This window comes from Comamonas sp. FG99 (genome assembly GCF_057808605.1).
This window is the reverse complement of sequence record NZ_JBMDII010000010.1, coordinates 101,479-116,953: the sequence shown is the minus strand read 5'-3', so window position 1 is coordinate 116,953 and position 15,475 is coordinate 101,479. Positions and strand designations below refer to the sequence as shown.

At 66.7% G+C, this 15,475-nt stretch carries 16 protein-coding genes and 1 riboswitch; of the genes, 15 read left to right on the top strand and 1 reads right to left on the bottom strand.

What is annotated here, in order from left to right:
* Positions 1-2: 2 nt before the first annotated feature.
* Genes ACODRX_RS09145 through ACODRX_RS09135 form a run of 3 tightly spaced genes read left to right on the top strand, consistent with a single transcriptional unit; the run spans position 3 to position 1,986 of the window.
* The gene (locus tag ACODRX_RS09145) at positions 3-566 is read left to right on the top strand and encodes a KdsC family phosphatase (RefSeq protein ID WP_488871096.1); all 564 of its coding nucleotides are present in this window, start codon (positions 3-5) and stop codon (positions 564-566) included.
* A complete protein-coding gene (lptC, locus tag ACODRX_RS09140) occupies positions 563-1,183 on the top strand; it encodes an LPS export ABC transporter periplasmic protein LptC (protein WP_488871094.1) in 621 nt (206 codons plus the stop codon). The genes ACODRX_RS09145 and lptC overlap by 4 nt, the downstream gene beginning before the upstream one ends.
* Positions 1,184-1,191: 8 nt before the next feature.
* Positions 1,192-1,986, top strand: coding sequence for an SDR family oxidoreductase (locus ACODRX_RS09135; RefSeq protein ID WP_488871093.1), 795 nt, complete (start codon positions 1,192-1,194; stop codon positions 1,984-1,986).
* 167 nt (positions 1,987-2,153) lie between these two features.
* On the opposite strand, the gene rbp is transcribed toward ACODRX_RS09135, so the two are convergent.
* Entirely contained in the window at positions 2,154-2,711 is a 558-nt protein-coding gene (gene rbp / locus ACODRX_RS09130; RefSeq protein WP_488871092.1) for an RNA-binding regulator, read from the bottom strand.
* 330 nt (positions 2,712-3,041) lie between these two features.
* A riboswitch (yybP-ykoY riboswitch) is annotated at positions 3,042-3,236 on the top strand.
* A gap of 15 nt (positions 3,237-3,251) precedes the next feature.
* On the opposite strand from rbp, the gene ACODRX_RS09125 reads away from it, so the two are divergent.
* The 12 genes from ACODRX_RS09125 (at position 3,252) to ACODRX_RS09070 (ending at position 15,470) form a co-directional block, all read left to right on the top strand.
* A complete protein-coding gene (locus ACODRX_RS09125; protein WP_488871091.1) occupies positions 3,252-3,812 on the top strand; it encodes a TMEM165/GDT1 family protein in 561 nt (186 codons plus the stop codon).
* 129 nt (positions 3,813-3,941) lie between these two features.
* Complete coding sequence (locus tag ACODRX_RS09120; protein WP_488871090.1) at positions 3,942-4,640, top strand: substrate-binding domain-containing protein; 699 nt, start codon at positions 3,942-3,944, stop codon at positions 4,638-4,640.
* 52 nt (positions 4,641-4,692) lie between these two features.
* Positions 4,693-6,087 (top strand): MFS transporter, encoded by a 1,395-nt coding sequence (locus ACODRX_RS09115; RefSeq protein WP_488871088.1) that lies wholly within the window; start codon positions 4,693-4,695, stop codon positions 6,085-6,087.
* 34 nt (positions 6,088-6,121) lie between these two features.
* Positions 6,122-7,150: an amidohydrolase family protein gene (locus ACODRX_RS09110; RefSeq protein WP_488871087.1), complete on the top strand. Its 1,029-nt coding sequence runs from the start codon at positions 6,122-6,124 to the stop codon at positions 7,148-7,150.
* 121 nt (positions 7,151-7,271) lie between these two features.
* Positions 7,272-7,955: a 4-carboxy-4-hydroxy-2-oxoadipate aldolase/oxaloacetate decarboxylase gene (gene ligK / locus ACODRX_RS09105; protein WP_488871086.1), complete on the top strand. Its 684-nt coding sequence runs from the start codon at positions 7,272-7,274 to the stop codon at positions 7,953-7,955.
* 11 nt (positions 7,956-7,966) lie between these two features.
* Positions 7,967-8,932 carry a tripartite tricarboxylate transporter substrate binding protein gene (locus ACODRX_RS09100; protein ID WP_488871084.1) on the top strand — a complete coding sequence of 322 codons (966 nt, stop codon included), beginning with the start codon at positions 7,967-7,969 and terminating at the stop codon, positions 8,930-8,932.
* 17 nt (positions 8,933-8,949) lie between these two features.
* Positions 8,950-9,867: an amidohydrolase family protein gene (locus ACODRX_RS09095; protein ID WP_488871083.1), complete on the top strand. Its 918-nt coding sequence runs from the start codon at positions 8,950-8,952 to the stop codon at positions 9,865-9,867.
* A gap of 2 nt (positions 9,868-9,869) precedes the next feature.
* Positions 9,870-10,328 (top strand): protocatechuate 4,5-dioxygenase subunit alpha, encoded by a 459-nt coding sequence (gene ligA, locus ACODRX_RS09090; RefSeq protein ID WP_488871082.1) that lies wholly within the window; start codon positions 9,870-9,872, stop codon positions 10,326-10,328.
* A 1-nt stretch (position 10,329) separates the two neighbouring features.
* Entirely contained in the window at positions 10,330-11,202 is an 873-nt protein-coding gene (locus ACODRX_RS09085) for a class III extradiol dioxygenase subunit beta (protein ID WP_488871081.1), read from the top strand.
* Positions 11,199-12,161, top strand: a complete 963-nt coding sequence (locus ACODRX_RS09080) for a Gfo/Idh/MocA family oxidoreductase (protein ID WP_488871080.1) — start codon at positions 11,199-11,201, stop codon at positions 12,159-12,161. The genes ACODRX_RS09085 and ACODRX_RS09080 overlap by 4 nt, the downstream gene beginning before the upstream one ends.
* Positions 12,162-12,282: 121 nt before the next feature.
* The gene (locus ACODRX_RS09075) at positions 12,283-13,299 is read left to right on the top strand and encodes an aldo/keto reductase (protein WP_488871079.1); all 1,017 of its coding nucleotides are present in this window, start codon (positions 12,283-12,285) and stop codon (positions 13,297-13,299) included.
* 128 nt (positions 13,300-13,427) lie between these two features.
* Positions 13,428-15,470 carry a TonB-dependent receptor domain-containing protein gene (locus ACODRX_RS09070; RefSeq protein ID WP_488871078.1) on the top strand — a complete coding sequence of 681 codons (2,043 nt, stop codon included), beginning with the start codon at positions 13,428-13,430 and terminating at the stop codon, positions 15,468-15,470.
* The last annotated feature ends 5 nt before the right edge of the window (positions 15,471-15,475 follow it).

The window sequence follows — 15,475 nt, the reverse complement described above, 5'->3', positions numbered from 1 at the left end:
CGATGGCAAGGCTTCCCCTGCTCAGCCCCAGCCAGCAATGGCCGGCTGAGCTGCTGCTGCGCGCCCAGGGCGTGAAAGTGGCGTTTTTCGACGTGGACGGCGTGCTTACCGACGGCGGCCTCTATATCAGCGAGGCCGGCGAGACGCTCAAGCGCTTCAACACGCTGGACGGCCATGGCATCAAGCTGCTGCGCGAGGCGGGCATCACCCCGGCGGTGATCACCGGCCGCGATTCGCGCGCGCTGCGTCACCGGCTGGGTGCGCTGGGTGTCGAGCAGGTGCGCTATGGCACCGAAGACAAGCTGCCCGCGGCGCAGGAGATGCTGTCCGGCCTGGGGCTGGACTGGAGCCAGGCCGCCGGCATCGGCGACGACTGGCCCGACCTGCCGGTGCTGCGCCGCTGCCAGCTGGCCTGTGCGCCCTGCAATGCCCATGCCGAGGTGTGCGCCAACGCCCACTTCGTGACCCGGCTGCCGGGCGGGGCGGGCGCGGCGCGCGAATTCTGCGACCTGTTGCTCGCCGCCTCGGGCGCCTACGTGCATCTGCTGGACCGGTACGCGCAATGAAGTTCAATGTCCGCAGCTTCAGCTCGCGCCGGGTGTGGGACCTCGCGTCCATCTACCTGCCGGTGATCCTGATGGGGGTGCTGGCGTTGGGCACCTGGTGGCTGGTGCGCAATGCGCCGCAGCCGGTCATGCCGGTACCCGAGGTCAAGCCCGGCCATGAGGTGGACTACTACATGAAGGATTTCTCGGTCAAGAACTTCGATGCCGCCGGGCGGCTGACCAGCGAGGTCCAAGGCATCTATGCCCGGCATTTCATGGACAACGAGACGATGGAGATCGACCAGGCGCACATGCGCTCCATCCGGCCCGATGGCGCCACCACCGTTGGCACGGCGAACCGGGCCCTCACCAATGCCGACGCATCCGAGGTGCAGCTCTTCGGCAATGCCCGTGTGGTGCGCCAGCCGGGCAAGGGCACGGCCAACCAGGCCACGATGGAGTTTCGCGGCGAATTCCTGCATGCCTGGGTCAACGAAGAGCGGGTCAGCTCCAACCAGCCGGTGGAGCTGCTGCGCGGCAAGGACCGCTTTACCGCCGATGCCATGACCTACAACAACATCACCCAGGTGGCCGAGCTCAAGGGCCGCGTGCGCGGCATGCTCGTGCCCAGCAAATAGGGCGTGCGGTGCACACGCAGGCGGCCCCCCTGGCCTTCATCACCGGTGCGTCCAGCGGCATCGGCCAGGCGTTGGCGCTGCGCTACCGCCGCGCCGGCTGGCGGCTGGCGCTGGTGGCGCGCCGGCCCGAAGCGATCGAGGCGTGGGCCGGCTCCCATGCCCTCGGCCCGCAGGACTATCGCGCCTATGGCGCCGATGTAGGCGATGCCGCCCAGATCATCGCCGCCAGCGGGCAATGCCTGGCGGAGATGGGCCTGCCCGACGTGGTGGTGGCCAATGCCGGCATCAGCCATGGCATCGACACGGCCGAGCGCGAGGACCTGGAGGTGATGGCCCGCACCTATGCCACCAATGTGCTGGGCATGGCGGCCACCTTCCATGCCTTCATCCGCCCGATGCAGGCGCGTGGAGCGGGGCGGCTGGTGGGGATTGCCAGCGTCGCCGGCATCCGGGGGCTGCCGGGGCATGGCGCCTACTGTTCCAGCAAGGCCGCCGCCATCAGCTACTGCGAAAGCCTGCGCGTGGAGCTGCGTGCATCGGGCGTGCGCGTCGTGACCATCTGCCCGGGCTTCGTGGATACGCCGCTGACGCAGGGCAACCGCTACGGCATGCCCTTTCTGATGCCGGCCGATGCATTTGCGGACCGGGCGTTCGCCGCCATCGAGGCCGGTGCGAGCTACCGCGTCATTCCCTGGCAGATGGGGCTGGTGGCCAAGCTCATGCGGCTGCTGCCCAATGGGCTCTATGACCGGGCGGTGGCCAATCGGCCACGCAAGCACCGCCACGGTGAGAGCCGGGGCTGAAAATAGCGGCCCACGCTTGCTCACTGGGTGTAGCCTCTGCTTCCCCCGAGGGCGCACTTTTTCACCTTGGGGCGGCCCGGGGATGAAAAAACCCCGAGGAGGCATCTCCCGGGGTTTTTTGTCTTGAAGGCCTTGCCTGGGCTTGCAGTGGGCCCAGGCTGGGGATATCAATAGTCGTCGTTGTTGTCGTAGCCGCCGCCTTGGCTGCCGCCGCGGCCGCGCGAACCATGGCCGTAGGGGCTGCGGAAGCCGCTGTCGCGGTCGCTGCCACCGCGGTTGTAGCCGCCGTCGCCGCGGCCACCACCACCGCCGCCGTAGCCGCCACGGTCGCCGCCGTAGCCACCACCGCCGCCGCCGCCGCCGTAACCGCCGCGGTCGCCACCGCCGCCAAAGCCACCACCGCGGGGGCCGCCGTAGCCGCCGCCACCGCCACGGGGGCCGCCAAAGCCGCCGCCGCTGGTGCGGGGGGGACGGGCTTCCATCGGACGGGCCTCGTTCACCACGAGGTTGCGGCCGCCAAGCGGCTGGCCGTTCAGGCCATTGATCGCGGCTTGGGCTTCTTCATCGCTGCCCATTTCCACGAAACCGAAGCCTTTGGAGCGGCCGGTGTCGCGCTCCATCATGACCTTGGCACTGGTCACTGCGCCAAATTGACCAAAGGCCTGTTCCAGATCACTGTCACGTACAGAGTACGGCAAGTTTCCAACGTAAAGCTTGTTGCCCATCCAGGGACTCCTGATAACACTGAAAAACGCGATGGAGTCCCGAGCGATGCGACACCTTGCATGGGGGATTTTCCACGTGATGTGCGCCTAAACGAAACTGACAAGTCACCGCTAATACCATGGAGGATTTACCTCCATCCTCCATTCTGTGGCATAAAAAAGCCCTGTGCACAAGCGTTTTTCGCCTTGTTGCAAGAAAACCGCAAAAACCAGCGTGGAAAACCGCTAGAAAACCCTGATTCCTAGGGAAAACCTTTAATTTGGCCCCATGGGCGGAGGCGGCATACAGGGGCCCCGCCGCAAGCCGCACGCAGCCCTTGGGCTAGAATGGCGACCGTCTTTGGGGAGTAGCCTGCCCGCCGCGCAATGCGCCGGGAGCATGCGTCAACAGACTTGGGAGCCGTCTTCGGAACCCATGGCGCATGCGATGTCAACCGATGTTGGGCGAGACCATTGGCCGCACACCGATCCCATGCCGGAGTCGGAGTGGGGCCGATGCTGTCTTGGTCTTATCCGGCTACAACTATTTTTCCCCACTCCATGGAAGCCTTCTTCATTTCCACCGCTGTCGTCGCCCTGGCTGAAATGGGCGACAAGACGCAGTTGCTGTCGCTCGTGCTGGCCGCCAAGTTCCGCAAGCCCTGGCCCATCGTGCTGGGTATTTTTGCCGCCACCCTGGTGAACCATGCGCTGGCCGGCGCGGTCGGCGCCTGGGTGACCACCGTGCTGGGCCCCGACGTGCTGCGCTGGATCCTGGGCATTTCCTTCATCGCGATGGCCATCTGGATGCTGGTGCCCGACAAGCTTGACGACGAGGACAGCGAAGGCCCCGGCCGCTTTGGCGTGTTCGGCACCACGGTGCTGCTGTTCTTCCTGGCCGAGATGGGCGACAAGACGCAGATCGCCACGGTGATGCTGGCGGCCAAGTACTCGGCCTACTACTGGGTGGTTGCCGGCACCACGCTGGGCATGATGCTGGCCAATGCGCCGGTGGTGTGGCTGGGCGACAAGCTCACCCGCCGCCTGCCGCTTACGCTGATCCACCGCGTCTGCGCCGCGATCTTCGCGGTGCTGGGCGTGCTGGCGCTGGTGACCGGATAGGCGCCCTGCCGCAGCGGCTTGCAGCTGCGTAGCGAGCCATGCCGGATTGCTATAGCTGCTAGTGGATGCCAGAGGTTGGTGCCGGATGCAGCCATGCCCACAATGCCTGTATTCCAGGAGGCATAGCGCATGGGCAAGGATCCCACCGCCCTGAAGGGCATTTCGTCGATGGCCACCCGCCAGCTGCTGGCGGAGCTCGCTGCCGCCTGGCGGGCGCAGGGCGGCGAGCCGGTCGATATTGAATCGGTGGGCGGCGTGGATGCGGCCCGGCGCGTTCAGGACGGCGAGGCATTTGATGCGGTCTTCCTCGCTGCCGATGCGATTGCCCGGCTCGAAGCCGCGGGCCGGCTGCTGGCGGGCAGCCGGGTGGACCTGGTGCGCTCCAGCACCGCCGTGGCGGTGCCCGCGGGCCGTGGCATGCCCGATATCTCCTGCGAAGACGCGGTGCGCGCCGCGGTGCTGGCGGCGCCCGGCATCGGCTACTCCACCGGCCCCAGCGGTGTGGCGCTGCAAAAGCTGTTCGAGCGCTGGGGCATTGCCGAGCAGATCCGCCCGCGGATGGTGCAGGCCCGGCCCGGCGTACCGGTGGGCTCCATGGTGGCCAGCGGCGAGGTGGCGCTGGGCTTTCAACAGCTGAGCGAGCTGATCCATGTGCCGGGCATCGCCATCGCCGGGCCGCTGCCGCCGGCCATCGCCATAGACACCGTTTTTTCCGCCGGCGTGGTCGCCACGTCACCCCGCGCCGGCGCGGCGGCACGCCTGCTTGCCTTCATGGCCGCGCCGGGCGCGGCCGAGGCCAAGCGCCGCCAGGGCATGGAGCCCGCCTGAGCGCGAACACAAAGCAACCAAAGCAACCAAGAGAGACAACGGAGATACCGAGATGACTTCGCCAATCGCTTCCCCGGCGCCGGATGCCACCGCCGCCAATGTACAGACGGTGCTGAATGAGCACCCGTTTTCCGGCTTCCAGTGGGTGATCTTCGCCCTGTGCTTTTTCGTCGTGCTGCTCGACGGCTTCGACACCTCGGCCATCGGCTATATCGCGCCCTCGCTGCTTGCCGAGTGGGGCGTGGCCAAGCCCGACCTGGCGCCGGTGCTGAGCGCGGCGCTGTTCGGCCTGGCCGGCGGCGCCATGTGCGCCGGCCCGCTGGCCGACCGCTTCGGGCGCAAGGCGGTGCTGGTGGGCTCGGTGCTGGTGTTCGCCGTCGCCTGCCTGGCCTCGGGCTATGCGCATGACATCCGCACGCTGACCGTGCTGCGCTTCGTGACCGGCCTGGGCCTGGGCGCGGCCATGCCCAATGCGGTGACGCTGATGAGCGAATACTGCCCCGACTCGCGTCGCGCCATGCTGACCAATGCCATGTTCTGCGGTTTTCCGCTGGGCGCGGCGCTGGGCGGCTTTCTGGCCGCGTGGATGATTCCGCAGTTCGGCTGGCGCAGCGTGCTGCACCTGGGCGGCATCGCGCCGCTGCTGCTGGTGGTGATGCTGGTGCTGCTGCTGCCCGAGTCGGTGCGCTACATGGTGGCCAAGGGCTATGCGGCCGAGCGCATCCGCAAGCCGCTGGCGCGCATTGCCGGCAGCGCGGTGCAGAACGTGCAGCGCTTCGTGATGACCGAGAGCCGGGCGGCGGTGGATGGCAAGAGCGGCCTGGGCGTGGTGCTGTCGCGCCAGTACCGCGTGGGCTCGGTCATGCTGTGGCTGGCCTACTTCATGGGCCTGGTAATCTTCTACGCGCTGGTGAACTGGATGCCGGTGCTGTTCAAGGAGGGCGGCCTGAGCCCGAAGACGGCTACGCTGGTGGCGGCGCTGTTCCCGTTGGGCGGCGTGGGCGCGGTGTTCTTCGGCTGGCTGATGGACCGCTTCAACGCCAACCGCATCATTGCCGCGGGCTATGCGCTGACCGCGGTGGCGATCTGGTGGATCGGCCAGGAGGCCGCCAGCCTGGGCTGGCTGGTGGTGTCGGTGTTCGTGGCGGGCACCATCATGAATACCGCGCAGTCCTCGATGCCGGCGCTGGCGGCGGCCTTCTACCCCACCAGCGGCCGCGCCACCGGCGTGGCCTGGATGCTGGGCATAGGGCGCTTCGGTGGCATCGCCGGCTCCTTTCTGGTGGCCGAGCTGACGGCGCGCCAGCTGGGCTTCAGCCAGATTTTCACCGTGGTCGCCATTCCCGGCCTGATCGCCATGGCGGCCCTGATCGTCAAGCAGTGGGCCAGTCCACAGAGCGGGGCCGAGCTGCAAGGCCAGGCGCTGGCATCCGGCGCAAGCCATTGAATTTCTTTCTTCACCTCAGCAAGGGTTTCCCACCATGATCATCGACGTACACGGCCACTACACCACCGCGCCCGCGGCGCTGGGCGCCTGGCGCGACCTGCAGATCGCGGGCCTCAAGGACCCGTCCAAGGCGCCCAGCGCCAGCGCGCTGAAGATCAGCGACGACGAGATCCGCGAGACCATCGAGACCAACCAGCTCAAGCTGATGAAGCAGCGCGGCTCGGATTTGACCATCTTCAGCCCGCGCGCCTCGTTCATGGCGCACCACATCGGCGGCTTCGAAACCTCGAGCACCTGGGCCGCGATCTGCAACGAACTGTGCTACCGCGTGAGCCAGCTGTTCCCGGAGCACTTCATTCCGGCCGCGATGCTGCCGCAGTCGCCCGGCGTCGACCCCAAGACCTGCATTCCCGAGCTGGCCAAGTGCGTGGAGCAGTACGGCAACGTGGGCATCAACCTCAACCCTGATCCCTCGGGCGGCCACTGGACTTCGCCGCCGCTGTCCGACCGCTCCTGGTATCCCATCTACGAAAAGATGGTGGAGTACGACATCCCCGCGATGATCCATGTCTCCACCAGCTGCAATGCCTGCTTTCACACCACCGGCAGCCACTACCTGAACGCCGACACCACGGCCTTCATGCAGTGCCTGACCAGCGATTTGTTCAAGGACTTCCCCACGCTCAAGTTCCTGATTCCCCATGGCGGCGGCGCCGTGCCCTACCACTGGGGGCGCTTCCGCGGCCTGGCGCAGGAGCTCAAGAAGCCGCTGCTGGACGAGCACCTGCTGAACAACATCTTCTTCGACACCTGCGTCTACCACCAGCCGGGCATCAATTTGCTGACCGAGGTGATCCCCACCAAGAACATCCTGTTCGCCAGCGAGATGATCGGCGCGGTGCGCGGCATCGACCCCCAGACCGGCCATTACTACGACGACACCAAGCGCTACATCGAAGCCACGCAGAACCTGACTGCGGATGAAAAGCAGATGGTCTACGAAGGCAATGCGCGCCGGGTGTTCACCCGCCTCGATGCGGCGCTGAAGGCCAAGGGTCGATAGGAAAAAAGATAGCTGCTGGCGCTTGATGCCAAAGGTTTTCAAATAGAAATGTATTTGAAATGTCCAATTGATAGGCGATAGAAGCTCACTTTTTTAAGAGCAACACCACCGGAGATTTTCCATGTACGAACTTGGAGTCGTTTACCGCAACATCCGGCGCGCCGAGCGCGCCGCCGCCGACGGCCTGGCCGCCCTGGGCTCGGCCACCGTGCACGAGGCCATGGGTCGCGTGGGCCTGCTCAAGCCCTATATGCGCCCTATCTACGCGGGCCAGCAGGTCTCGGGTACGGCCGTCACCGTGCTGCTGCAGCCCGGCGACAACTGGATGATGCATGTGGCGGCCGAGCAGATCCAGCCCGGCGACATCGTGGTCGCGGCCGTCACCAGCGAATGCACCGACGGCTACTTCGGCGACCTGCTGGCCACGAGCTTTCAGGCGCGCGGCGCGCGCGCGCTGGTCATCGACGCCGGCGTGCGCGACGTGAAGACGCTGCAGGAGATGGGCTTTCCGGTGTGGAGCCGCGCCATCTCCTCCAAGGGCACGATCAAGGCCACGCTGGGCTCGGTCAACATCCCCGTGGTCTGCGCGGGCATGTGGGTCACGCCCGGCGACGTGATCGTGGCCGATGATGACGGCGTGGTCTGCGTGCCCGCCGCCAAGGCCGCCGAGACCCTGGCCGCCGCGCAAAAGCGCGAAAGCTTCGAGGGCGAGAAGCGCGCCAAGCTGGCTTCCGGCGTGCTGGGCCTCGATATGTACAAGATGCGCGAGCCCCTTGAGAAGGCTGGCCTGCGCTACATCGACTGAAGGAGCGCGCCATGGATCGCAGAACCGCAATGGCCTCGCTGGCGAGCCTGACATTTGCAGGCCGCGCCGGCGCACAGGGCAGCTACCCGGGCAAGCCGATCCGGCTGGTGGTCGGCTACTCGGCCGGCGGCGCGGTGGACATCGTCGCGCGCACGCTGGGCCAGAGCCTGGCGCCCAGCCTGGGCCAGCCCGTCGTGGTCGAGAACAAGCCCGGCGCGGGCACCAACATCGCGGTCAAGTCCGTCATCGATGCGGCGCCCGACGGCTACACGCTGATGCTCGCGGCCAATGCGCTGGCCGCCAACATGGCGCTGTACCAGCCCGCGCCGTTCGATGCCGAGCGCGATCTGGCGCCGATCGCGCTGGTGGGCCGCGTGCCGGTGGTGATCGCGGCCAATCCGGCCGCCCCCTATGCCAGCGTGGCCCAGCTCGTCGCCGCCGCCAAGGCCGGGCCGGGCTCCATCAACTACGGCTCGCCCGGCAACGGCTCCACGCCGCACATGGCGATGGAGCTGTTCGCCAAGGCCGCGGGCGTGGACCTGCAGCACGTACCCTACAAGGGCGGCGCGCAGGCGGTCACCGACGCCATCGGCGGCCAGATACCGCTGGTGGCCATGAATGCGCTCGAAGTGCTGCCCCACGCCAAGAGCGGCAAGCTCAAGGTGCTGGCCGTGCTGAGCGCGCAGCGCAGCAGCATCTTTCCCAATGTGCCGACCATTGCCGAATCCGGTTTTCCGGGTTTCGAGGCCTCGGTCTGGTATGGCCTGGTGGCACCGGCCGCCACGCCCGCGCCGGTGCTCGACCGCCTGCATGCCGAAGTGCAGAAGGCGCTGGCCGGCAGCGAGATGCGCCAGCGCATGGCGGCCGTGGGCGGCGAGGTGTCGCCCGGTTCGCGCCAGCAGTTCGCGGCGCTCATCCATGGCGAGCGCCAGCGCTACGCAAAGCTGGTGCGCGAGACCGGTATCAAGCCCGATTGATCCCCCAAGGAGATTCCATGAGCACTTTCACCAAAACCCCCGGCTGGCTGGATTGGTATGCCGGCCCCTCCAAGCCGAAGTTCCAGCTGCCCGCGGGCGCTGTCGATGCCCACTGCCACGTCTTCGGCCCCGGCGATGAATTTCCCTTTGCGCCCGAGCGCAAGTACACGCCCTGCGATGCCAGCAAGCAGCAGCTGTTCGCGCTGCGCGACCACCTGGGCTTTGCGCGCAACGTGATCGTGCAGGCCACCTGCCACGGCGCCGACAACCGCGCCATGGTCGATGCCTGCAAGGCCGCCAACGGCAAGGCGCGCGGCGTGGCCACGGTGCGCCGCAGCGTGAGCGATGAGGAGCTGCAGGAACTGCACGCGGCCGGCGTGCGCGGCGTGCGCTTCAACTTCGTCAAGCGCCTGGTGGACTTCACGCCCAAGGACGAGCTGCTGGAGATCGCAGGCCGCATCGCCAAGCTGGGCTGGCATGTGGTGATCTACTTCGAGGCCGTGGACCTGCCCGAGCTGTGGGACTTCTTCACCAGCCTGCCCACCACCGTGGTCGTGGACCACATGGGCCGGCCCGACGTGAGCAAGCCCGTGGACGGCCCCGAGTTCGAGCTGTTCCTGAAGTTCATGCGCGAGCACCAGAACGTCTGGAGCAAGGTGAGCTGCCCCGAGCGCCTGTCGGTCACCGGCCCCAAGGCGCTGGACGGCGAACAGAACGCCTACCGCGACGTGGTGCCTTTCGCGCGCCGCGTGGTCGAGGAATTCCCCGACCGCGTGCTGTGGGGAACCGACTGGCCGCATCCCAACCTCAAGGACCATATGCCCGACGACGGCCTGCTGGTCGATTTCATCCCGCACATCGCCCCCACGGCCGAGCTGCAGCGCAAGCTGCTGGTGGACAACCCCATGCGCCTGTACTGGCCGGAAGAGGTCTGATCATGGCGCTTGACAAACCCTATCTGGACGTGCCCGGCACCATCATCTTCGATGCCGAGCAGTCGCGCAAAGGCTACTGGCTCAACCAGTTCTGCATGTCGCTGATGAAGGCCGAGAACCGCGAGCGCTTCAAGGCCGACGAGCGTGCCTACCTGGACGAATGGGCCATGACCGAGGAGCAGAAGCAGGCCGTGCTGGCCCGCGACCTCAACTGGTGCATGCGCACGGGCGGCAACATCTACTTCCTGGCCAAGATCGGCGCCACGGATGGCAAAAGCTTCCAGCAGATGGCCGGCTCCATGACGGGCATGACCGAAGAGGAATACCGCAACATGATGGTGGGTGGCGGCCGTTCGGCCGAAGGCAACCGCTACGTGGGCGAAGAGGGCGATGCCCAGGCCCACCGCCAGCCGCAGGGCAAGTCCGGCAGCGCTGAAAAAAACCACAAGGAAGGCAACTGACATGGCGCGCATCACCGCATCCGTCTACACCTCGCATGTGCCCGCCATCGGCGCGGCCATGGACCTGGGCAAGGTTGACGAGCCCTATTGGCAGCCGCTGTTCAAGGGCTTCGAGCACTCGCGCCAATGGCTCAAGGACAACAAGCCCGACGTGATCTTCCTGGTCTACAACGACCACGCCACCGCGTTCAGCCTGGACTTCATCCCGACGTTTGCCATCGGCACGGCCGCTGAATACCAGCCGGCCGACGAAGGCTGGGGCCCGCGCCCCGTGCCCAAGGTGGTCGGTCATCCCGAGCTGGCCAGCCATATCGCCCAGTCCGTGATCCAGCAGGACTTCGACCTGACCATCGTCAACAAGATGGACGTGGACCACGGCCTGACCGTGCCGCTGTCGCTGATGTGCGGCCAGCAGGACGCCAAGACCGGCGCCTGGCCCTGCCCAGTGATCCCGTTCGCCGTGAACGTGGTGCAGTACCCCGTGCCCTCGGGCCAGCGCTGCTTCAACCTGGGCCGGGCCATCCGCCGCGCCGTGGAAAGCTTCGACGAAGACCTGAACGTGCAGATCTGGGGCACGGGCGGCATGAGCCACCAGCTGCAGGGCGCGCGCGCAGGCCTGATCAACAAGGAGTGGGACAACCGCTTCCTGGACCTGCTGATCGAGAACCCTGCAGGTTTGGCCAGGATGCCCCACATCGACTATGTGCGCGAGGCCGGCTCCGAAGGCATCGAGCTGGTGATGTGGCTGATCGCGCGCGGCGCCATGGCCGATGTGGATGGCCCCGCGCCGCTGCCCAAGGTCAACCACCGCTTCTACCATGTGCCCGCGTCCAATACGGCCGTGGGACACCTCATCCTGGAGAACCCCCAATGACCCAAAAGACCATCAAAGTCGCCCTGGCGGGCGCCGGTGCCTTCGGCATCAAGCACCTGGACGGCATCAAGAACATTGACGGCGTGGAAGTCGTCTCGCTGGTCAGCCGCGACCTGGACAAGACCCGCGAGGTGGCCGCCAAGTACGGCATCGCGCATGTGAGCACCGAGCTGGCCGACAGCCTGGCCCTGCCCGAAGTGGATGCCGTCATCCTGTGCACGCCCACGCAGATGCATGCGGCCCAGGCCATCCAGTGCATGAAGGCCGGCAAGCATGTGCAGGTCGAGATCCCGCTGGCCGACAGCCTGAAGGAGGCCGAGGAAGTGGCCGCGCTGCAAAAGCAGACCGGCCTGGTGGCCATGGTGGGCCACACCCGCCGCTTCAACCCCAGCCACCAATGGGTGCACAAGAAGATCGCGGCCGGCGAGTTCAACATCCAGCAGATGGATGTGCAGACCTATTTCTTCCGCCGCAGCAACATGAACGCGCTGGGCCAGCCGCGCAGCTGGACCGACCACCTGCTGTGGCACCATGCCGCCCATACGGTGGACCTGTTCGCCTACCAGGCCGGCAGCCCCATCGTGAAGGCCAACGCCGTGCAGGGCCCCATCCACCCGGAGCTGGGCATTGCCATGGACATGAGCATCCAGCTCAAGGCCGCCAACGGCGCCATCTGCACGCTCAGCCTGTCGTTCAACAACGACGGCCCGCTGGGCACGTTCTTCCGCTACATTGGCGACACCGGTACCTACATCGCCCGCTATGACGACCTCGTCAATGGCAAGGAAGAGAAGATCGACGTGTCCAAGGTCGATGTCTCCATGAACGGCATCGAGCTGCAGGACCGCGAATTCTTCGCCGCCATCCGCGAAGGCCGCGAACCGAACTCCAGCGTGCAACAGGTATTCAACTGCTATAAAGTGCTGCACGATCTGGAGCAACAGCTCCTTGCAGATTGATTTCGCCAACCCGCTGGATAGGCGAACGGCTGCCCGCCCGTTGCCAGCCATGGCGGCGGGCTTTTTTTCAAGAACCGGGGGCCAGCGCACAGCCAGGGCGAGGTCCATCCAGGGAGAAACCATGGACAAGCGCGAGATCGGCCCCTTCACCGTCGCCAATGTAGCCCTGGGCTGCATGAACTTCTGCCATGCCTATGGCCAGCCGGTATCCACCGAGCAGGCCCACGCGGTGCTGCATGCGGCGCTGGACGACGGCGTCACCATGTTCGATACCGCGGCGCTCTACGGCTTTGGCGCCAGCGAATCGCTGGTGGGGCCGGTGCTCAAGCCGCACCGCAACCACATCACGCTGGCCAGCAAGGGCGGCATGGCCGGCGTGCGTGGCGACGACGGCGTGGTGCGCCGCGTGATCGACGGCCACCCCAAGGCGGTGCGGCGCAACTGCGAAGACAGTCTGCAGCGCCTCTCCACCGACGTGATCGACCTGTACTACCTGCACCGCTGGGACCCGCGCGTGCCCATCGAGGAATCGGTCGGCGAGATGGCGCGGCTCAAGGACGAAGGCAAGATCCGCGCGCTGGGCCTGTCCGAGGTGGGGGCGGCGCAGTTGCGGCGCGCGCATCGCGAGCACCCGATAGCCGCGCTGCAAAGCGAGTATTCGCTGTGGTCGCGCAATGCCGAGCTGGGCACCCTGGCGGCCTGCAAGGAGCTGGGCATTGCCTATGTGGCCTTCAGCCCCATGGGCCGGGCCTTCCTCAGCGGCAAGCTGCAGGAGGTGGCGAGCCTCGCGCCCGGCGACATCCGCGGCGCCATGCCGCGCTTTGCGCCCGAGGCCTATGCGAAGAACCTGCAGCTGCTCGCGCCCATGCGGGCCATCGCCGAGCGGGCCGGCTGCAGCCTGGCCGAGCTGGCCATCGCCTGGGTGGTGAACCAGGGCGGGCACGTGGTGGCGCTGCCGGGCACCACCAGCGTGGAGCACCTGCGCGAAAACCTGCGCGGCGGCGCCATGCGGCTCGATGCGGCCGTGCTGGCCGAGCTGGACGGGCTGTTCCAGCCCGAGCGCATCGCGGGCGACCGCTACACGCCGGCGGCGCAGCGCGAGGTGGATACCGAGAAGTACCCGTTCGAGACGGTCTGAGCCCCGCCGCATGAAAAGTCAACCGAAAAACAATAATCTTTACAGGACATTCACGATGTAATTGCAAACCACTATCATTCGCATCTTGTTTTGTATATGTGAAATTCAACAAGATGTTCAAGGTTTCGATGTTTCGCCCGCTCCCCGTTTGCGCCGCGCTGGCCTGCACAGGCATGGCCCAGGCCCAGGCGGCGGATTCCAGCTCCGACACCACGCTGTCCACGGTCGTGGTGACCGCCTCCGGCACGGCGGTCGATATCAAGGAGGCGCCCGCGAGCATCAGCGTCATCACCCGCGAGGACATCGAGCGCAAGCCGGTCACCAGCATCGGCGAGCTGCTGTCCACGATACCGGGCGTGACCGGCGGCCTGTCCGGCACCGGGGCGCAGTCCAAGATCAAGCTGCGCGGCCTGCCCGAGAAGTACACCCTGATCCTCGTCGACGGCAAGCGCCAGGGCAACTCCGCGGGCGTGAACTACCGCGACGACCTGGGCCAGCAGGACCTGGACTGGATCTCGCCCGAGATGATCGAGCGCATCGAGGTCGTGCGCGGCCCCATGTCCTCGCTGTACGGCTCGGACGCGATGGGCGGCGTGATCAACATCATCACCCGCAAGATCGGCAAGCGCTGGAGCGGCTCGAGCAGCCTGAACTACAGCAAGCCCTCGGACAGCGAGCGCGGCGAAACGCGCCAGCTGGGCTTCAACCTCAGCGGCCCGCTGTCCGAGAACTTGGGGCTGCGCATCGGCGGCAACTACACCGACCGCGCCGCCGACGAGGGCACGGGCGGCTATCCGGGCAGCTACCTGTCCACCGCGGGCTCGCGCAAGCAAAACCTCAACGCGCTGCTGAACTGGCAGATCGCGCCCGACCAGGTGATCGGCATCGAGGCGGCGCAGGGCATGCAGCGCGCCACCGGCTCCGAGCTCTCCGTGAACGGGCGTCCCGTGGTGTCGCAATGGGGCCTGAGCAAGCTGCAGCAGACCAAGTTCGGCATCAGCCATGATGGCCGCTGGGGCGACCTCAGCTCCAAGCTCAGCCTGGTGCACAACAAGTACGAGGACAAGGGCGACACCATCGGCAACAACTCCGCGGAAACCACGCTGGACGGCCGCATCGACAAGCCCCTGAAACTGTGGGGCCTGGACCAGGCCCTGACCCTGGGCATGCAGTGGAAGCGCGAGTCGCTGGACAACCGCGACACCATCGGCCAGGCGCCGGTCGACTACGCGGGCCACGAGGTCTCGGGCTCGAAGCTGAGCGCCACGACCTGGGCGCTGTTTGGCGAAGACCAGCTCTTCCTGCGCGAGAACCTGGCCCTGACCCTGGGCCTGCGCATGGATCACCACCAGAAATACGGCGCCAACTGGAGCCCGCGGGCCTACCTGGTCTACCACCCGGCCTCGGAGTGGACCATGCGCGGCGGCATCTCGCGGGGCTTTCGCGCGCCCAGCCTCAAGGAGAACTCGGCCGCCGCCGCCACCCAGTCCGGCGGCAACGGCTGCCGCGGCCTGGCCGGCATGGGCTGGAGCAGCACCAGCGTCAACGCGGACGGTACGCGCGGCTGCTACATGGCCGGCAACCCTGACCTCGAGCCCGAGACCAGCACCAACTACGAGTTCGGCACCAGCTGGGACCGCGCCGGCTGGTCCGTGGGCGCCACCTACTTCCACACCAATTTCAAGAACAAGATCGACTACCAGCCGCTGGGCTTTCACAACGGCTTCTGGTGGACGCGCATGGCCAATGCGCAGCGCGCCCGCACGCGCGGCCTGGAAGGCTTTGTCAACGTGCCGCTGGCCCCGGGCCTGAGCTGGAACACCAACATCACCAAGATGTTCGAGTCCAAGAACCTGACCACCGGCGCCTCCCTGCTGGCCGTGCCCGAGCTGTCGGTCTACTCCGCGCTGCAGTGGCAGATCCGCTCCGGCTGGGCGGCCATGTTCAGCGCCCGCCACGTTGGCAAGGAAGTCGTGGCCAGTGGTGCCTCGGCCACCACCTTCGCCAAGGCCTACACCACCTATGACGTATCCATGAACTACAACCTGAGCGACGCGCTCACCCTGCGCGCCGGCATCGTCAACCTGACCAACAAGCAGACCCGGGCCATCGGCGCCAACTACGATAACGGCGGCCGTACCTACTTCGCGGGGATGACGGCGCGGTTCTGATCGCT